Here is a 22,739-nt window from a genome sequence, read left to right as displayed (position 1 = left end):
GCGGTATAATTGCATTACCTTAAAGGCGTGATAGGCTAACCTTATGATCCCGTTTTCCATGAAGCATCTGCGTTATTTCGATGCGCTGGCCCGGCTTGGGCATTTCGGGCGGGCGGCGGAGGAATGCGCCATTTCCCAGCCCGCCCTGTCGGTGCAGATCAAGGAGATGGAGGATCTGGTGGGCGCGCCCCTGGTGGAGCGCACGCCCCGGCAAATCCGCCTGACAGCTTTAGGGGAGGCCTTCGCCACCCAGGTGCATGAGATTTTGCGCAGCGTGGATGGGCTGGAAGATCTGATCCGGGCCGCCCGCGCACCCTTCATGGGGCAATTGCGGCTGGGTGCGATCCCCACGGTCGCCCCCTATCTGCTGCCGGCCCTGGTGGCGGAACTGGCGCAGACCTATCCGGGGCTGGATTTGCGCCCGCGGGAGGCGATTACCCAGAAGCTGCTGGAAGATATCATGGATGGGCGGCTGGATGCGGCCATCGTCGCCCTGCCGGTCTCCGAAGCCTCCCTGCACGAAATGCCCCTGTTTGAGGAGGAATTCGTGCTGGTGCGCCCGCCGGCCGACGCGGGCAAGCCCGTGCCGGCGGCCGACAAGCTGTGGCAAATGCGCCTGCTGCTGCTGGAAGAAGGCCATTGCTTCCGGGAGCAGGCGCTGGCCTTCTGCAAATTGTCGGCCGCCGAAGCCCCGCATAACATGATGGAGGGCAGTTCGCTCTCCACCCTGGTGCAGATGGTGGGGGCCGGGATCGGCATCACCCTGGTGCCGGAAATGGCGCTGGGGGTGGAAACCCGTTCCGCCCGCATCGCGCTCGCCCGCCTCCCCTCCCCCCGCCCCAGCCGCACCATCGGCATGATCTGGCGGCGCAGCCATCCGCTGGTGGGGGAGCTGCAGGCCGTGGGCGGCATCGTCCGCCGCATCGGTGAAGACATGCGCCAGTGTGCGGCGGGATTTTTGCGAACGGGCTCCGGCGCCTGAGCTTGGTCATTTCAACGCCGGTTGATTTCCCTCTTCACTTCAGCCTGGTACCAATCTCCCTTGACCGTGACCGATCCAGGGAGATTTTGCGTTCCCTCATGCGCCGGGCGGCGGCATCCGCCGCCTTGGCTTGCGCGCCATGAGGTGCTGAGCCGGCAGTCGCTGGCCTCCAACACGCCTAAAGGTCAACCTTTCGGCGGGTTGGTATAAGCCTAAGCCGGCTGGGAAACAGCTGAGACCTCTCCTTAACCATGCTGCCCTGCCCGCCACGGCACTTCCGCCAGCAGGACAACCATATATCGGTCAAAACCAGCGGGAATCATGAAAGCGTGCACCTCTGGCGAGGTCCATGCGCAACTCCCACGACAGGCAAGACTATAAAAATAAAAAAAACTGACTGGTCTTGTGACGGGGTTAGCGATATTTTTTAGAAATGATAGGTGTGTGTTAACGCATTTACAGTTGCTGTTAATGTCAGCACGCACACAGTTTAACTTCCGCCTTCCCTTTTTGGGGGTGACGGATTTTCGCAATTTTGGGCGAGTAAGGGGCGGGGAATGACCGGCAAGGTTCGCAGCGGCAAGTCGAAGACGAAGACCATCTCTCAGCAGGAAGGGACCGAAATCGTCGTACAGGCGACGGCGGAACCGCCGAAGAAGGGACGCCGTCGCCGTCAGGAACTGTCGCTGGAACCGCGCATCATGTTTGATGCGGCGGCGGTGGCCACCGCCGCCGACGCCCTGACTCTGTCAGCCGCACAGCAGGTGACAGAACCGCAGCATGATCACGCTGCCGATGCCGCCAGCGCCCTGCGCGACGCGGACAGCAAAGCCGCCACGGCGCATAATCCGGTTGAACCGCCCCCCGCAGCCGCCCCTGCCGCCGCCGCCCCCGCCGAAACGGCCCCTGCCCCCACCCCGGTGGCCACGGCGGAAAGCATCAGTGGTAGTCCTGCATCCGACCGTAAGGAAGTTGCCTTCATCGACACCTCGGTCGCCGACTGGCAGACCCTGCGCGACGGGGTGAAGGACGGGGTGGAAGTGGTGCTGCTGGATGGCAGCAAGGATGGCCTTGCCCAGATGGCTGCATGGGCTGAGGGCAAGAGTGGCTATGACGCGATTCATGTGTTGAGCCATGGCTCGGAAGGGCAAGTCCAGCTGGGCACGCTGACGTTGAACACAACGATGGCGGAAGCCCGCGCGGGTGATCTGGCGCAAATTGGCGCCGCATTGACCGAGACCGGTGACCTGCTGCTGTACGGCTGCCAAGTGGCAACCGGCGAGGGCAGAGCGCTGATCGACGTGCTGTCCCACGCCAGTGGCGCTGACGTCGCGGCATCCAACGACTTGACCGGTGCTGTTGGCCGCGGGGGCGATTGGTCATTGGAGGTTGCCAGCGGGCAGTTGGAAACCAACTCTCTGGCCTTTTCAACCTATTCAGGGCTGCTGGCCGAACGCACGGTGACGTTCACCCCGGCGAGTGGCACTGTTGATGATCTTGGTACGGACGCAACCGATGGCGAAGGCGGATCGACCAATGTCTCCGACAATATTACCATTTTCACGGGACAGCCGGACGGCACGGCAGGCGGACACACAATCTATTCGGCGGCCAGCGATTCATCGGAAGCCATCAACAAGGGCGGATTAACAACTTACAGCGGTGGCAATGGCGGTGGGGCGGTTGGCGAGGATGCATGGATCATCAAAAGCACAAACTCTGCCAATAATTTCAATTTAAAGTCCATAACTATAATTAACGGCAGCGGCGATTTTACGCAAAAATACAAAATCGTTGCATATAATGATGGCGTACAGGTCGGTGAGACCGCGGAAATAGAACAAGCCGGTGCACCAACCTATCCTGAGATGACAAAGGTCATTTCGCAGGCATCAACGGATTTGGATCCGGCCATATTCGGAAACATTGATGAAATACGCATTGTTTCAACCGATAGCAGTCAGCTCTATATCGGATTGAATTCAATCGTCCTGGACGATCCGGCGGGCAGCGACAGCACTGCCCCCACGCTGGACGGTGCCAATTCCACGCCGATCGACAATGCCACCAACGTGGCGGTGGGCGCTGATATTGTCGTGGATTTCAGCGAGAATGTGCAGTTCGGCACCTCCGGCACCATCACCCTGCGCAACGCCACCCAGGGCCAGAACGCCGAGACGTTTGACGTCAGCACTATCAACAGCGGCACAGTGACCGGCTCCAACGGTTCGACGCTGACGATCAGCGGCGACAAGCTGACGCTCAACCCGAGTGGCAACCTGCTGGCGGGCACCCAGTACAGCGTGCGGTTCGACGCCGGCAGCATCAAGGACACCGCTGGCAACAACCTCGCCGCCATCAGCGATGATACCAGCTATAATTTCACCACCACGGCCCCCACCGTCAGCCTGTCGGTCAATAATGCCACTGTTGCGGAAGCAGCCGGCACCTCCACGATCACCGCAACGTTGAGCGCGGCGGCCAGCAGTGACACGGTGGTGACCATCGGTCGCAAATCGACCAGCACGGCCACCCTGACCGACGATTTCACCCTCTCCTCCACCTCCATTACCATCCTGGCAGGGCAGACCACGGGCACGGCCACGCTGACCGCGGTGCAGGATACCCTGGATGAGGTGGATGAGACGGCGATCATCGAGATCACGGCGGTCAGCGGCGGGGGGGGGGCAACGGAAAACGGCACTGCCGAGGCCACCGTCACCATCACCGATGACGACGCAGCCCCCACCCTTTCCATCGCCGACGTCACTGAGGCAGAGGGGAATGGCAGTACCCACTACATGACCTTCACGGTCACACTCAGCGCTGCATCGAGCAAGACGGTGACAGTGAACTGGGCAACCGCCGACGGTACGGCCTTATCTGGCGAGGACTATGCTAACGACAGCGGCATCCTGACCTTCGCCCCCGGCGAGACCAGCAAGACCTTCGACGTCCTCATCGGTGAGGACACCGATGTCGAATCCGACGAGACCTTCTCCATCAACCTTTCCGGCGCCACCAACGCCACGATTGCCCGTGCCACGGCGACCGGCACCCTTGTAAATGATGACATCAACGCCAACGCACCGGTCATCAGCGGCCTGGATGGCGATGTCAGCGAGACGTCTGGGACGACATCTACCTTTATTGACAATTTTTCGACTCTTGCCACCGTCAGCGATGCGCAGAATGATTGGAATGGGGCCAAGCTGGTGGTGCAGCGCACCGGCGGTGCGTTGAGCACAGACGAGTTCAGCTTAAGCAGCGCTTATTTTTCGGCGGCCGCCGGAACCTTGACCTCATCACCGGGTGGCGTCAATTTTGCCACCTACAACACGAATGGCAATGTACTGACCATCACCTTCAACAGCAGCGCCACTGCCACGTTGATCGGCAATGTTTTAAACGGCATCAAATACGAGAACGCGAAGCCCTATGGCAACACGCCGCTGACCATCACGCTGACCGATGCGGCCAGCAACAGCACCAGCGTGACCACCACGGTGAATAATAATACCATTTACATCGATAACGCCACCGACACGACGACGATTGATCTGACCGATGGTGTGAGTTTCAGTGAGGCGATTGCCATTGCCGCCGCTGACACCACGGGTGAACAGTATCTTATGTTCGCCAGCAATCTCGCCAACCAGACCATTTCCCTGGCTGGCAATATTACCATCAGTGAGAATCTGATATTTGATGCCACTCTCACCAGTGGCCTGACCCTGACCGGCAGCACCATCACCTTCGGCGCCGGCACCACGCAGGTATTTTATAACGAAACCGGCAATACCCTGACCATCGCCAGCGCCCTTGGCGGCAGCGGCGGTTTCACCAAGTACGGCGAAGGCACGCTGACCCTCTCTGGCACACAGACCGGCAGCGGCAGCATGACTGTCGGCGGCGGCACCCTTTCTGTGGCCAGCGATGCCAATCTGCTGTCGGGCGCGCTAACCCTGGATGCCAGCGACGCGGTTCTGGCCGTCACCGGTGCGACCACCATCGACAACGCCATCACCCTGGGCAGCAATGGCGCCACGGTCAATGCGGGTGCTAATGTTGCCCTGTCTGGTTTGATCAGCGGCAGCGGTGGGCTGACCAAAACCGGGGCGGGCACGCTGACCCTGGGCAATACCGGTAACGAGGCTGGCTGGTCGGGCAACATCACCCTGACCGAAGGCACGCTGTCGATTGCCGCTGATGATGCGCTGTCCAGCGGTTCGCTGCTGTTCAATGGCGGCAGGCTGAACGTCACCGGCACGACCACCATCGACAATGCCGTGTCGATGGGTCTGACTAACATGTTCAACGGCAATGGCACCATTGATGTTGATGTCGGCGCGGCACTCACGCTGTCGGCGTCCATCATCAGCGGTGGCGGCGGTGCGTTGGAAAAGGTTGGGGCCGGCACGCTGGTGCTGGGCATGACCTCTGCCAATCAGAATGTTGCTTACAGGGTTACCGAAGGTACCCTGGCCCTGACCAATCCCGGCAGCGCGCTGGGCACCTTCAACAGCTTGACCCTGAATGGCGGCACCTTGTCGCTGGCGGGCGGGACGCTGGGGGCGGAAATTGCGGTTGACGATAACAGCACCATCTCCGTCACAGGCGATGCGACCATTTCGGGCCCCATCAGCGGTTCTGCCGACTTGACCACGGCCGGCACGGCGCAACTGACCCTGACCGGCAACAACTCTTCTTATGGCGGCGAGATCAACGTTTCCGCCGGCACGCTTTCGGTTGCGTCTGACAGCAATCTGGGCAGCGGTGCAATCACCCTGGCGGATGGCAGCACCCTGGCCGTCACCAGCGACACCACCATCGACAATGCCGTCAGCTTCACCGGCAATGGCACTGTCAGTGTCGGCACCGGCACCCGTGTCACGCTCAGCGGCAATCTGAGCGGTACCTCCGGCAACCTGACCAAGACCGGCGCCGGTACGCTGGTGCTGAGCGGCACCAACAACACGGACGGTACCGGCCTATCCACCATCACGGCGACCGCCGGCACGCTGCAGATCAGTTCCGCCACCAACCTCGGCACCGACAATGTCGCCCTCAGCGGCGGTGTCATCTTCGCCACAGGCGGGAACACCATCACACTCACCAACACATTCGCGATCGAGGGCGACGGCGCCACCTTCAACCAGACCGGCAGCGGGCACCTGACCCTGTCGAACCAAGTCGGCGGCGAAGGGCGGCTGACCAAGACCGGCGGCGGCAGCCTGACCCTGTCCGCCAACAACGATGGTCTCGGCGGCGGCGTGACGATCAGCAACGGCACGCTCTACGCCGCCTTTGCCCAGCCGGAACACGAAACCCTCGGCTACGGGGGGCTGACGCTGTCCGGCGGCACGCTTGTCTTCAGCAACGCCGCGACCTTTGGACAAAGCGTCACCTTCACCGGCGACGCCACCATCGAAACCGCTGCCGACGTCACCTTCTCCGGCACCGTCTCGGGTACCGGTGGGCTGACCAAAACTGGGGCGGGCAAACTGACCCTGAGCAATACCGGCAATGAAGCGGTCTGGTCGGGCGCCATCACGCTGACCGCTGGCTCGCTGTCGATTGCCGATGATGATGCGCTGTCCAGCGGAACCTTGAAGTTCAACGGCGGCACCCTGGCCGCAACCGGCAACACCACCATCGACAATGCGGTGTGGGTGGGTACCACGGCCATGACCAATGGCAATGGCACCATCAATGTCGATACCGGGATAACCCTGACCCTGTCGGCCACCGGTATGGGCGGCGGCGGTGGCCTGCTGACCAAATCGGGTGCCGGCACGCTGGCGCTGGGCATGATCACTGTCAACCCCGCGATTGAGTATGATGTCACGTCAGGCACGCTGGCCGCGACGACTGGTGACATCATCGTTGGCACTCTGACCCTATCTGGCGGCAACCTGTCGCTGGCGGGCGGAACCGTAGCTGCCAACATTGCACTGAGTGCCAGCGCCACCATCACCACCACGGGCGACGCCACCATTTCGGGCTACTTCGTGGGGGGGGGGGCTGCCAGCCTGACCAAGGCGGGCACGGCACAACTGACGCTGTCCGGCGACAATATTGATCTTCAAGGTGCGATCACCGTTTCCGCCGGTACGCTGGTCGCGGGGCACGCCAACGCCCTGGGCAGCACTACAGGCACCACCACCGTGTCGGGCGGCGCAAAGCTGGGCGTTTCCGGTGGGGTGACTGTTGCCGAAAACATCGTGCTCGATACCAGCAACAGCACCGGCCAACTGCTGAACATCGCCGGCGACAATACGCTGAGCGGCACTATTGACCATTCCAGCATGGGCGTCGTCAACGTGCTGGCCGCCAACGGCACCACCTTGACGCTGAGCGGCATCATCTCCGGTGGCGGGTCGGGCACTGGCAGCAGTTACGACCTGCATTTTGGCGACGGCAGCAATGCGGGCACCGTGGTGCTGTCGGGTGCCAATACCTTCAAGGATGCGGTGTTCGTGCAGGCGGGCACCCTGGTGCTGGCCAACAACCTGGCGCTGGGTGACACGTCGCAGGGTATCACCGAGGTCAATGGTGGCACGGTGGCCCTGCAGGGCGGCGTTACCATCACCGGCGAGAATATTTTCGACTTCTTTGGCGGTGGCATCAGCAATCTCGGCGGCAATAACAGCTTTACCGGCAAGATCCAGAAGCTGTTCTCCACGCTGAATGTTGATGTCGCCACCGGTTCGACCCTGACCGTATCCGGCCAGATCGGCGACAATGAAGGCATTGACGTTGGTGCAGCCGGCGGGTTGACCAAGACGGGCGCCGGCACCCTGGTGCTGTCGGGCACCAACCTTTATAAGGGCAACACGACCGTTTCGGCGGGCACGCTGAGCGTGTCGTCCGATGCCGCGCTGGGCGCCTCCTGGACGCAGAACAGTAACGGTACCCTGGATTCCAATGTCGGCGGCGCGATCTCGCTGGCTGCGGGCACCACCTTGGCCGTTACGGGCGCCACCACAATCGACAATGCCATTGCGTTTAATGGTGCCGCCACCATCACCAATAGCGGCGCGGTCACCCTGTCCGGCGTCCTGTCGGGCACCGGCGATCTGACCAAGGCCGGCACCGGCACGCTGACCCTGAGCAATACCGATAACGAGGCTGGCTGGTCGGGTGCCATCACGCTGAGCGCTGGCTCGCTGTCTATTGCCGCTGATGATGCGCTGTCCCAAGGGACCTTGAAGTTCGATGGCGGCACCCTGATCGCCACGGACACGACCACCGTCGACAATGACGTCATGTTTATAGGCCTCGGCACCTTCAATGTCGCTACCGGGGTGACCCTGACCCTGTCGGCCACCAGCCTGGGTGGCAGCCATACTGTCCTGACCAAAACGGGTGCCGGCACGCTGGCGTTGGGCATGACATCCGCCAACCCCACGGTTGGTTATGTTGTCTCGTCGGGCACATTGGCCCTGGCTGATGGCGGCATGATCAGCAGCACTCTGGAGCTGTCCGGCGGCAACCTGTCGCTGGCGGGCGGAACGCTGACCGGCGACGTCTTCGTGAATGCCAGCGCCACCATCACCACCACCGGCGACGCCACCATTTCCGGCGGGTTCTATGGGGGGGCTGCTTACACCCTGACAAAGGCGGGCACAGCACAACTGACCCTGTCCGCCAGTAATCTTGATCTTGAAGGTGCGATCACCGTTTCCGCCGGTACGCTGGTGGCGGGGCACAATAACGCCCTGGGCGGCGGTTCTGGCACCACAACCGTCAACAGCGGCGCATCGCTGAAGCTGGCCGATAATGTGACGGTCGCAGAGGACATCACACTGCGCGGCACCGGGGTTGGCAATGCCGGCGCGCTGATTGGTGGTGTCAGCACGCGGGTTAATGGCGAAATCAACCTGCTGGGTGGCACCGTGAATGTTGGCGGCGCTGCGGGTACCAACCTGACGCTGGCCAACACCATCTACAGCAATGGCAACAACCCGTTCAAAAAAGTCGGCGCAGGCACGGTGACGCTCAGCGGGGCGAACGAGCTTGAAAGCACGATAGACATCAGCGCAGGAACGCTGGTCGCAGCGAGTGCCAATGCCCTGGCGGGCGGCGACGATGGCCCAGGGATTCTGGCGCTGAGCGGCGGTACCTTGTCGGTCACCACCGATCTCACCTTCGGCGGCTCGGTTGATATCGCCGCGACCGGCAGCACCATCAATGTCGCCACCGGCAACACCCTGACACTGTCCAACGATATATCGAGCAGCAATGGCTTTACCAAATCCGGCGACGGCACGCTGGCCCTGACCTATACCAGCGATAGCTTCCCCGGCACGATTACCGTGGCGGCGGGCACACTCGCCGCGCGTGGCAACCTGGATGGTGGCGTGGTCGTGGACTCCGGTGCCACGCTGAATGTGACCGGTAACTTGACCCTTGGAGGCGGCCTGTCGGGTGCCGGCAATGTGACGCTGGGCAGCTATACCCTGACCTCGAGCGGCAGCACCGATACCACCTTCTCCGGTATCATGAGCGGCACGGGCGGGCTGACCAAGACGGGCAGCAGCACGCTGACGCTGTCGGGCCAAAACAGCTTTACCGGTGCCGTTACCCTGTCGGCCGGCGGGCTGACCTTGACCAACGGGGGCTATCTGGCCGATGGCGAAAACGCTGTTTCCGTGGCGTCCGGCGCGACCCTGACCCTGGACAGCGGCATTGCACTGAAGTCGCTGACCGGCACCGGCAGCGTGGTGGTGACCAGCAACAGTTCCAGCGTCATTGGCCGCAATAATAGCAGTGATTTCACCTTTGGCGGCGCTTTGTCGGGCAGCGGAGGTTTGACGAAAGAGGGCAGTGGCAAACTGACCCTGACCGGTACCAACACCAGCTATTCAGGCCGCCTGATGCTGTTTGGCGGCGCGGTGAGCATCGCCGGCAGCAGCAATATTGGCACCGGCGATATCTGGACGATGGGTACATCGACGCTGGAGATTACCGGCAACGCCACCCTGGCGAATGTGTTCAGCCTGAGCGCTGCCTCAACGGTCAGTGTTGGCAGCGGCGCAGCTGTTACGCTGTCTGGTGCTATTTCTGGCATCGGCTCGTTGATCAAAGACGGTGCGGGCTCACTGACCCTGACGGGTGACAACAGCTATAGTGGTCACACCACTGTTTCCGCCGGTAGCCTTGTTGTTGGGCATGCTAACGCGCTGGGCGCCAACATCTCGTTCCTGGATGGTGGCACCAGCGTCAACACGAACGCCGAGCTGCTATTGGCCAACGGCATTACGCTGGCCGAAGACCTGACCCTTGCCGGCGGTGGTGTGGGGGTTGTTCAAAATGGCACCGCCACGGCCAGCGGCAGCATAACGCTGACCGGCAATTCTCAACTGCTTCCGTTTGGCAGCAACAGCAGCCTGATGCTTTCCGGCATTATCAGCGATGGCAGCGCGAGCTTCGGCCTGATGGCGAGCGGTGACGGCACGGTTATTCTCAGCGGCAATAATACGTTTGACGGTAATTTCACCGTCAGTACGGGTACTGTGGTTGTGGCCCATGCCAATGCTTTGGGTTCAACCAGCGGCACCAACACGGTTCAGGATGGCGCTACGCTGAAGATCAATGCCGGCATCACCCTGTCAGAGGCGGTGAACATCACCGGTACCGGGGTTGATGACCAAGGCGCGCTGGTGGGCGGCGATGGCGCAGAGATGGCCGGCAACATCACCCTGGGCGCTGGGGGCGCATCAGTCGCCGCCACCTCGGGCAACACCTTCACCATCAGCGGGGTGATCAGCGGCACCGACAACGCCTTGAGCAAATTCGATGCCGGTACGGTCATATTGTCCGGCAACAACACGTACAACGACGCCACCATCGTTGAGGCCGGCACCCTGGTTGTTGCGAATGCCAGTGCCCTGGGCACCACTGATGGCGTTACCGAGGTACGCAACGGCGCAACGCTGCGGGTAGCAGATTCGGTCGCGATTGCTGAAAGCCTGGTCCTCGTTGGCACGGGCGTTGGCAATGCCGGCGCGTTGGTGGGCGGTGAGGGCTCTTCCGTTTCAGGCACCGTCACCCTCAATGCAAATAGCTCTATCGGAGTGACCACGGGCTCCACCTTTACCATTAGTGGTCTGATTACCGATGATAGCGGCAGCTTTAGGCTGACTAAGGTCGGCGCTGGTACGCTGGAGTTGTCGAACGCCACCAACACCTTTGACGGCGGCCTGACCATATCCGCCGGCACGGTGAGCGCTGGCGCTGTCGGCAGCCTGGGCACGGGCACGATTACGCTGGATGGCGGCACGCTGTCCTATACCGGCTCTACCGCCACGCTGACCAATGCGGTGACCGTCACTGCCAATCATGGCACCCTTTCGAACAGCGGCAACCTGACCATTTCGGGGCTGTTGTCGGGGGGTGGTACGCTGAACAAAACCGGCAGCGGGACTCTAACCTTATCCAACACCGGCAACGAAGCCGCGATGAGCGGCGGCATTACGGTGCTTGCCGGTACGCTGACCATCACCAACGATGATCAGTTGAGCGCCGGCACGCTGACTTTGAATGGCGGCACGTTGTCGAGCAGCGGCACCCATACCATCGATAATGCCATTGTATTGGACGATGATAACGGGACCATCTCGCTGACCGACACTTTAACCCTGTCGGGCGTTATTTCCGGCACGGGTATGTTGGCGAAAGTGGCCCTTGGCACGCTGGTGCTGACCGGCAACAACACCTATAGCGGTGGCACCACCATCCGGCGCGGCACGGTGCAGATTGCCGGGGCCAACAGTCTGGGTACCGGGACGGTGACGCTGGAGGATGGCCACGCAGACGCCTCCACCACCCTGTCCACGGCGGCATCATCGGCCTTTACGCTGACGAACAATATTGTCATCAGCGATAATACGGGTGATCCGACCCCGTCGTCGATTAGCGTTGATGGCACAGGGACGCTAACCATCAGCGGCGTCATCTCTGGCGCCGGTACCGTGCAAAAACTGGGCACCGGTACCCTGGTGCTGAATGGCAGCAATACCCTGACCGGCGACGTCATGGCCTCTGCCGGCACCTTGCAAATTTCCGACAACCTTAATCTGGGCTTTGGCGGGCTGGTGCTGAACGGCGGCACACTGGGTGTGACCAGCGCCACCACCCTGACCAAGGACATCGCCATCGCGGCGGACAGCACGATCAACACCGCCGGCACCTTGACCCTGTCCGGTGTGATCAGCGGCGCGGGTAATCTGACCAAGACCGGCAGCAGCGCCCTGACCCTGTCAGGCAACAACACCTATACCGGGACCACGACGCTGAGCAGCGGCGTCATCATCGCCCTGCACAGCAACGCGCTGGGCACATCGGCCGGCGGCACGACCGTGGCCAACGGCACCACCCTGCGCCTGGGCAATGGCATCACCATCGCCGACGACCTGACCCTGAGCGGCATTGGCGTCAATTCCGGGTTCGGTGCGCTGAAGGTCAATGAAGGCAACGCCTCGGCCACGGTGACGGGCAATATCACCCTGGCGGCCAATACGGATATCGGCGCCTATGTCGGCACCGATACGCTGACCATCACCGGCAATATTTCCGGCAATTTTGCCCTGAACAAGGTCGGGGCCGGCACCGTCGTGCTGGGCGGCACCAACAGCTACACCACAACAACACTGAGCAGCGGCACGCTGAGCGTGGGCGCCGATGCCAATCTGGGCAGCGGCCAGATTACTCTGGCCAGCGGCACCACTCTGCTGCTGACCGGCACAACGGCAACGATCGATAATGCCGTGTCCTTCACCGGGGCGGCGACCATTTCGGTCGCAACCAGTGGCGCGGCGACCCTGTCGGGGGGCTTCTCATCCACCAATTCAGCGGTGACCAAGGCCGGCGCCGGCACGTTGACCCTGAACACAAGTGGCGCATCTCTCGGTAGCAGCCTGGCCGTTAACGCCGGGACTCTGCTGATCAATGACAATAGTTTTGGCGTCACCGCAGGCACGACGGTCGCCAGCGGCGCCACCCTGGGCGGCAATAACACCATTTCGGGCATTCTCACGGTCAATAGCGGCGGCACGCTGTCTCCCGGCAACAGCCCCGGTATCATTACCGCCAGCAACGCAGTGACACTCAGCAGCGGCTCGACCTTCGCGGTTGAAATTGCCGGCGCGGGCACTACCGCCGGCACCGACTATGACCAGTTGCAGGCATCGGGTTCCGTCGATATCACCGGGGCGACGCTGTCGCTCTCGATTACCGGCACACCGACCGCGAACACAACCTACAGGATCATCGACAAAGCCAGCAGCGGCACGATCACCGGCACCTTTGCCGGTCTGGCGGAAGGCGACACGTTCACCTCGGGTGGCGGCACGTTCACCATCACTTATGCCGGCGGTGATGGCAATGATGTCGAGATTCAATATCTCGGCTCTGTTCCGACCCTGACCAACCTTGACGGCGATACGGTTGCGCTGGATAGCGCCAACCCCGTGCGGCTGGACAGCGGCACGGCACTGGTCGCCACCGATGCAACGCTGGATGCCCTGAATAATGGCGAGGGCAATTGGAGCGGCGTCACCCTGTCGGTGCAGCGTTTCACCAACGGGGTGGTGGACGCCACCGCTAATGACGTATTCGCTTTTGATACGGTCGGTGCCGATTTTGTATTGGATGGCACCACGCTCCGTACAACGGGCGGCCAAGCCTTCGCCACAATCAGCAACAGCGGCGGTGTGCTGACCGTCACCTTTAACAGCGCCCAAACACCCGCCACGACGGCACTGGTGCAGCAGGTGGCACAGCGCATCACCTATAGCAACGCCACGCCCTATGGCGATGTAACCCTGCGCGTGACCTCCAGCAACGGCAGCTTAAGCAGCACCGCCGATGTGACGGTGACCAGCGACCTGATCTATGTCGACAGAACCAGCGACGATGCCGATGGCGATGCCGCCGACGGCTTCAGCCTGCGCGAGGCGTTGGCCCTTGGCGTGACGCGAACCGGGGCCGATACAATCAAGGTGCTCCTCGCCGATAATCAGACCATCACCCTGGGCAGCGGTGTGACCGCCGGTGCGGGCGACACGCTGGACCTGGATGGGGCCAATGGCCTGACCATCGCCGGCAGCACGCTGACCCTGGGCGGCACGCTGAGCATCAGCAACGGCACCAGTGACACCGCCACCATTTCGAGCGTGATTGCTGGCGGCAATAAGGGGCTGACCAAAACCGGGGACGGCACACTCATCCTGTCGGGCAACAACACCCGCACCGGCGCCACCACCATTTCCGCTGGCACGCTGACCGTCAGCGGCGGGAGTGCCATTGCCAATACCAGCGCTGTTTCGGTCTCCGCCGACGCCACCCTGGCGATCAGCAACGATGTAACCATCGGTACGCTGACCGGTGCCGGGAATGTGACATTGGGCAGCAGCACCCTGACGGTGGATACGACGGCTGCCTCAGGCACTTTCTCCGGCATCATTTCCGGGGCGGGGGCCTTGGTCAAAAGCGGTGCCAACATCTTTACGCTAAGCGGGGCCAACACCTATACCGGTGCGACGACCGTCTCCAGCGGTACGCTGGCGGTTGCGAATAACAGCGCCCTGGGCGGCACCAATACTAGCACCACCATCACCGGCGGTGCTTCCCTCACTGTGGCTGACGGCATCACCCTGGCGGAAAATCTTTCTGTGAGCGGGAATGGCGTCGGCAGTGGCGGCTCAATCATCGGCAATGGTACGGCCACGATCAGCGGAACCGTAACGTTGGAGGCCAGTTCCCGCTTTAATGTCGCGTCCGGCGGCAATCTGACCATCAGCGGCGTCATCAGCGGTGATTATACCCTGTACAAGGGTAGCGCGGGCACCCTGACCCTGACCGGCGATAACAATGCCTGGAGCGGAGACTTCTCAACCGCCGCCGGCGGCGGCACGGTGATTGTCGGGCACAATAATGCGCTGGGTGACACCACCGGCACCACCACCATCCTCAACAACACCGCCCTGGCCCTGGCCGATGGCGTGACAGTGGCTGAAAACATCACCATTCGCGGCACCGGGATTTCCTCCACCGGGGCGTTGCGGGTTGATAGCGGCAGTGCCACCCTTAGCGGCACCGTAACAATGAGCGGCGCCAGCCGGATCGACGTGGGTACGGGTGCCAGCCTGACCCTCAGCGGGGCGATCGGCGGCGACTATTCCTTGACCAAGGCCGGCAACGGCACGCTGACCCTGGGCGGCGTCAGTACCTATACAGGCAGTACAAGTGTCACTGGCGGTACCTTGCTGGTCACCGGCTCACTGGGTAATACATCCGCCGTATCTTTGCAGACCGGCACAACGCTGGGCGGCACGGGCAGCATTTTTGCCGCCAACTCAACCAATCAGGTGACCATCGGCAGCAACGCCACCCTGGCCCCCGGTGTCGCCGGGACCGATAACGGCGTCGGCACGCTGACCATCAATGGTAATCTGCAGATACAAAACCAAGCCACCCTGGCCGTCGATATCGCTGGCGCCACGGCGGGCACAGGTTATGATCAGGTGGTGGTCAATGGCACGGTGGATGTTACCGGTGGGCTGATTTCCGCCACACATTCTTATGCCGCCGGCAGTCTGGCCCAATATGTGATCATCAGCAATGATGATGCCACGCCGACCATCGACGCCATCACCGGCACCTTCACCGGCATAGCCGAAGCCGGCACCATTACCGCAAGCGGTAATGGCACGGTACTGACGGCGTCTTACACAGGCCCCGGCGGTACCGGGAATAATTTCACCCTGACCGCGCCGTTCAAGAATGCGCCGGTCATCACTAACCTGTCCGGTGACAGCGTCGCCTGGGCCGGTGTCGCGGGCACCATTGGCCTGGATGCGTCCAATAATCTGACCGTCAGTGACGTGGAAAATGATCTGGCCGGCAACTGGAACGCCGCAACCCTGACCGTTCAGCGCAAGGACAATGCGCTGGCCAGCGACCTGTTCGGTTTCAGCCTGGATGGGTCGGGCATCACCATCGACGGCACCGATCTGATCGCCAACAGCCAGACCATCGGCAGTTACACCAATAGCAACGGCGTGCTGACCATCAATTTCAACGCCAATGCCACCACAGCCTTGGTGCAGGAAGTCACCCGTGGCATCACCTATCGCAACGACACGCCGACCGGCGACACGATTATTCGCTTCAGCCTGTCCGATGGCAGCGGTGAATCGACCACGGCCGATGTGACCGTCACCAGCGACACGATTTATGTAACGAACACCACCGATACGTCCACCATCGACGTGACCGACGGTATCAGCTTCAGCGAGGCCGTGGCCATCGCGGCGGCGGACAGTACCGGCACCCAGACCCTTGTCCTGGCCGGCTCCTTCGCCAATACGACCCTGACCCTGGCCGGTAATCTGGCACTCGACGAAAGCCTGATAGTCGATACCGACGCCGCCAGCGGTGCAACCATCGCCGGCAGCACCCTGACCATCGGGTCGGGCTACACGCTGACCGTGACCAACAGCACCAGCGACACCGCCACCATCAGCAGCGTCATTGCCGGTTCCGGCAACCTGACCAAGACGGGCGCGGGCACACTGACCCTGTCGGGCACCAACACGCTGACCGGCGCACTCAGCATCACGGGCGGCACGCTGGCGGTCGGCGGGTCTTCGATCTCGACCACCTCGGGCCTGACCCTGGATGGCGGCACGCTGGCCGGCACGACGGACATCGGCTATTCCAAAACCATCTCCCTGGGCAGCAGCGGCGGCACGATCGATATGTCATCGGGCGGCGCAACCCTGTCGGGTGTCATCAGCGGCGACGGCAAGCTGACGGTGAGCAGCACCAATGCCAGCAAGGTCCTGACCCTGTCGGGTACCAACACCCATACTGGCGGCACGACGCTGAATAACGGTATTTTTCAGTTCAATACCGACAGCGCCGCCGGCACCGGCACCCTGACCATCAATGGCGGCAAGATCCGCGCCGGTCTGGCGGCCCGCACGCTGACCAATGCCGTGGTGCTGGGCGGCAACATGACCCTGGCGGGTTCCTACGCCCTCACCCTGTCCGGCGCGGTCGATCTGGGCGGGGCGGATCGCACGATCGATAACGGCCTCAACGTCGATCTCACCTTCAGTGGCGCGATCAGCAATGGCAGCCTGACCATCGGTGGCACTTCGGGAACCGGCGCGGTCATCCTTTCGGGTACCAACACCTACACCAACACCACCATCAGCGGCGGCAACACCTCCACCAACAGCAACATCCTGTCGGTAGCGAGCGCCGACAATCTGGGCACCGGTACCATCACCGTGAACGGTGCCGGCGCGGTTCTCAAGATCACCAGTGCCAGCACATTCGCCAAGGATATCGCCATTGGCAGCTCTGGCGGCAGGCTGGATACCAGCGCCGCCGTCACCCTGTCGGGCATCGTCTCGGGCACGGGCGCATTGACCAAGGCCGGCGCTGGCACGCTGACCCTCTCCGGCACCAACACCCATTCGGGCGCCGTCACCGTCAGCGCCGGTACACTGGCGCTGTCAGGCGGCAGTTCGATTGCTGATAGCAGCGCGGTAACGGTGGATAGCGGGGCCACGCTTAGCCTGACCGGCGGTGCGGAGACGATTGGTTCGCTGTCCGGGGCCGGCTCTGTCAGCCTGTCCTATGGCTTGACGGTTGGCGGTGCCAATACCAGCACCACCTTCTCCGGTGTCATTTCCTCGACCAACACCAGCGGTATCACCAAGGTCGGTACCGGTACCCTGACCTTGACCGGGACCAACACCTATACTGGCAGCACTTCGGTGTCGGCTGGCGGCCTGACCCTGAATGCCGGCGAAGGCGCGTTGGCCGATACCAGTGCCGTCACCGTGGCGGCGGATGCCACCCTGACCGTCACCGCCAACGACACCATCGGCTCGCTGGCCGGTGCCGGTACCGTCGCTTTGGGCGGATCGCTGTTGACCTTCGGCGGTGACGACACCAGCACCACCTTCAGTGGCACTATTACCGGGGCCACCGGCGGCAGCATTAAGAAGCTGGGCACCGGCACCTTCACCCTGTCGGGCACCAACAGCTATGTTGGCGGTACCGATCTGGCGGCGGGAACGATTGTCGCCGGCACAGTCGGCGCCCTGGGCAGCGGCGGGATTTCCTTCTCCGCCGGCACCACCCTGGATCTGGCCGCATCGGGCACGTTTGCCAACTATATCGACTTGGCGGCCAACGCCACCATCACTGTCGGCACCGGCATTGGCGCGACCTTGAGCAACACGGTCGATGGCAGCGGCAATCTGACCAAGACCGGGGCCGGCACGCTGACGCTGTCCGGCACCAACAGCTACACCGGCACCACCACCGTGTCAGCTGGCACGCTGAACGTTACCGAAGCGCTGAATGGCAGCGGTGCGGTTGGCGTCGATAGCGGTGCCACCCTGGCCGGCACTGGCAGCATTACGGGCGCGGTGACGGTGAACAGTGGGGGCACGCTGGCACCGGGCCTCGCCGACACCAACAATGGTGTCGGCACGCTCACTCTGAATGGCGGGCTGACCATCGCTTCCGGCGGCACCCTGGCGGTGGATATCGCCGGCGCCACGGCGGGCACAGGGTATGATCAGGTGGTGGTCAATGGTACGGTGGATGTTACCAATGCGGTGATTTCTGCCACCTTAAGCTATACCCCAACGTTTGACGCCAAGTTCCATCTGATCAGTAATGATGGCTCCGACCCCATTGTCGGCACCTTCACCAGTCTGGCGGAGGGCGACAGACTGACCCCCACCGGTAATAGTGGTGTTGAGTTCACCGCCCATTACGCCGCCACCGATGCCGGCGAAACCACGGGCGGCAACGAGTTTATGCTGAGCGTTTTCGAAGCGGCGCCGAGCTTGGGCATCGACGCGGGGGCTCTGACGTATGCGGGCGTGCTCAAGGATGGAGTTGCCGGGGTTGATGGATTGGACGGCGCCACGACCGTAACGGTCTCTGCGGATGGCAAAAATGTCTATGTGACGGGTCAAATCGACAAGTCCCTTGTCGTGTTCAACCGCGATACCACCACGGGGGTGCTGACCTATTCGACCGTCTTCAAGGATGGGATCAACAGTGTAGATGGGTTGGATGGCGCCCAGTCAGTCGTTGTGTCGGCGGACGGCAAGAATGTTTACGTGGCCAGTTCCACAGACAAATCACTGGCGGTTTTCAACCGCGATACCAGTACCGGTGCCTTGACCTACTCGACCGTTCTCAAGGACGGGATCAATAATGTGGATGGGCTGGACGGCGCCCAGTCAGTCACCATATCGGCGGATGGTAAGAACGTCTATGTGGCTGGCTTCAACGATTCTGCCGTGGCGGTGTTCACCCGCGACACAAGCACGGGGGCACTGACCTATGCCAGCGTGCTCCAGAACAATGTCAACAATGTCGCCGGGCTGTCGGGTGCCTATTCGGTCACCGTGTCCCCGGATGACAAGCATGTCTATGTGGCGAGCTATTTCTTTGACGGAATAGCGGTGTTCAGCCGCGATGCCAGCACCGGCGCGTTGACCTTTGCGACAACGATCAAGAATGGGCTCAACAATGTCATTGGGTTGGATGGTGCTCAATCAATAACCGTCTCCCCGGACGGCAAGAATGTTTACGTGGCCAGCAGTGTGAGTAGCGCGTTGGCCGTGTTCAGCCGTGATTCCAACACCGGGGCCTTGACCTATGTCACGGCGCTTGTCGATGGCCAGAACGGTGTCGATGGTTTGAATGAAGCGAGGTCCGTGACCATGTCGGCGGACGGTCTGAGCGTTTATGTCGCCGGCTCGCGCGACAACGCCCTCGCAGCGTTCACGCGGAATCCGAGCACAGGTGCGTTGACCTTTGCGGGCATGATCACCAATGGCGGCTCCAGCAGCGTCGATGGACTGATCGGTGCCAACTCGGTGGCCGTGTCAGCGGATGGTAAGAATGTCTATGTGGCGTCCTTCTTCAACGATGCCTTGGTATCGTTCAACCGCGAAACCGCGAGCAACGTCCGCACCGTAACCCTGGCGGATGCCGCCAATGGCTTGGCCAATCCAGGCGGCAGCCTCGTCACCGACATCGAAGGCAATTGGTCCGGCGGCACGCTCACCATTGAGCGGGTTACCAGTGGCGGCGCCGCCGACGGCAACGCCAACGATCTGTTCAGCTTCCTGTCCGGTCTGAGTGTAACTGGCGGATCAATCACCAAGGGAGCCGACAGCAGCGGCACAATTTCCGACGGTACGACCGTATTTGCCACCTGGGCCTACACTTCGGCCTCAGGGCGACTGGTGGTGACCTTCGACAGCGCGGCGACCACGGCGCAGGTCCAGACGCTGGTGCGCAATATCGGCTACAGCAACGACACGCCGTATGGCGATGCGACCATCCGTCTGACCCTGACCGATCGCGTGGCCACCAACACCGCCATCGGCACGGTCACCGTCACCAGCAACACGATTTATGTTGACGACAACAGCGACGATTCCGATGGCGACGCCGTTGATGGCTTCAGCCTGCGCGAGGCGCTGGCACGGGGCGCGGCCCAGAGTGGGGCAGACACCATCAAGGTTGTATTGACCGGCAATACGACCATCACGCTGGGCAGCGCCGCGACCGCTGGGTCGGGCGACACGCTGGACCTGGACGGCGCCAGCGGTCTGACCATCGATGGCAGCACGATCACGCTGGCCGGTACGCTGACCGTCACCAACAGCACCAGCGACACCGCCACCATCAGCAGCGTCATTATCGGTTCCGGCAACCTGACAAAGGCGGGTGCCGGCACGCTGACCCTGTCGGCGACGAACTCCTATTCCGGAACGACGAGCGTAACGGGCGGCACCCTGTCGGTTTCGTCCGACGGCAATCTGGGCGCCGGCGGCCTGACCCTCGGAACGGGTGCCACACTGTCCATCACCGGGACCAGCACCATCGACAACGCCATCGCGCTGTCGGGTGCGGCCACGATCAGCAACAGCGCCGCCGTCACCCTGTCCGGCGCGCTGTCCGGCGGTGCGCAGACCCTCACCAAGAGCGGTTCGGGCACGCTGACCTTGTCCAACACCAGTAACCGGACAGGTCTGACCGGCGGTGCCACGGTGCTGGGGGGCGCGTTGGCGGTAAGTGCCGGCAACGCCCTGATGGCCGGGACAATCACGCTGGATGGCGGCGGCTTGACCACGCTCACCACCGCCACCATCAGCAATGATATCGCGCTGGAAAGCAACGGCGGCACCCTGACCAATACGACCGGTGGCACCGGAACCTTCTCGGGGATCATCTCCGGTTCCGGTGCGCTGAAAGTGACCGGTGCCAGCACGCTGGCCTTGTCGGGCAACAACACATTCACCGGCGGGACGACCCTCGATATCACCAATGGCTGGGTGGCGGTGGGTAGCAACACGGCCTTCGGCACGGGAAGCGTGACGGTCACAAACGGCGCCCTCAGCTTCTCGAACGACCAGACCCTGACCAACAACTTCATCCTGGACAAGTCCAGCACGACTATTGACGTCTCATCCACGAAGACGGTGACGCTCTCCGGCGTCATCTCGGAAACCGCCAGCACCCATGCCCTGAATTTGACCGGCAGCGGCGGTACTCTCACCCTGTCTGGCAGCAACACCTTTACCGGCAACACCTATATCGGATCGGGCGCCACCCTGCGGCTGAGCGGCGGGTCGGCCATCACCGATACCACGGAGATTTCCAACGGCGGCACGCTGGTCCTTGATGGCGATGAAACCATCGGCGGCCTGTGGAGCGGTGGTGGAACGAACCTGAACGGCCACACCCTCACCATCAACAACGCTGTCAACGACTACACCTATTCCGGTGCCATCAGCGGCAGCGGCGCGCTGGTCAAGGCCGGCGATGCCCGGCTGACCCTGTCGGGAACCAACAGCGGCGCCAGCGCGACCATCACGGTGCAGGGCGGCACCCTGTCCGTGGCCGACGACGCCAAATTGACCGGCGGCGACGTGACACTGGATGGCGGCACGCTGCTTGTCTCCTCCGCTGCCACCATCGACAACAACATCATCCTCTCGTCGGCCTCCACCATCACCAACGACTACGCCGTGACTCTGTCCGGCATCATCTCCGGCTCCGGCGACCTCACTAAGGACGGGGGCGACACCCTGACCCTGTCGGGCGCCAACACCTATACCGGCACCACCACTCTGCGGGATGGCATTCTGTCGGTCGCGGGCGACGATAATCTGGGCACGGGGACACTGACCCTGAATGGCGGCACCCTGACCGTCACGGGTACCAGCGTCACCATCGATAATGCCATCACCCTGGGGCTCAACCACGGCACGGTCAGCAACGCCAACTCCATCACCCTGTCGGGCATCATTTCCGGCGATGGCGACCTGACCAAGACCGGGACTGGTGCGCTGACCCTGTCGGGAGCCAATACCGGCACCGGTACCATGACCGTCTCCGCCGGCTCTCTGTCAGTGGGGGGTGACGACAATCTGCTGGGCGGCAGCTTGACCCTGAATGGCGGCACCCTGACCGTCACAGGCAGCAGCGTCACCATCGACAATGCCATCAGCCTGGGGCTCAACCACGGCACGGTCAGCAATGCCAATGCCTTGACCCTGTCCGGTGTCATTTCAGGCTCTGGCAATTTCACCAAGAGCGGGTTGGGCACGCTGACCCTGAGCGGGACCAACAGCTATACCGGCACCTCGTCCTTCGCCGGCGGCACGGTGAATGTCAGTGCCGACAGCAATCTGGGCAG

At 62.2% G+C, this 22,739-nt stretch carries 2 protein-coding genes; both read left to right on the top strand.

Annotated features, from left to right (window positions below):
* Positions 1 to 58 precede the first annotated feature (58 nt).
* Positions 59 to 982, top strand: coding sequence for a hydrogen peroxide-inducible genes activator (locus tag CHB97_RS24475; RefSeq protein WP_244559694.1), 924 nt, complete (start codon positions 59 to 61; stop codon positions 980 to 982).
* A 557-nt stretch (positions 983 to 1,539) separates the two neighbouring features.
* The coding region (locus CHB97_RS24470; protein WP_089290651.1) for an autotransporter-associated beta strand repeat-containing protein at positions 1,540 to 22,739 on the top strand (21,200 nt) is incomplete at its 3' end.

Origin of the sequence: Azospirillum sp. RU38E, from assembly GCF_900188385.1 — a bacterium.
Classification (GTDB): Bacteria; Pseudomonadota; Alphaproteobacteria; order Azospirillales; family Azospirillaceae; genus Niveispirillum.
This window is presented reverse-complemented; position numbering and strand designations above follow the sequence as displayed.

Excerpts from the sequence above, each read along its gene's own strand:
- CHB97_RS24475 (WP_244559694.1), top strand. The coding sequence starts at position 59 with ATGAAGCATCTGCGTTATTTCGATGCGCTGGCCCGGCTTGGGCATTTC.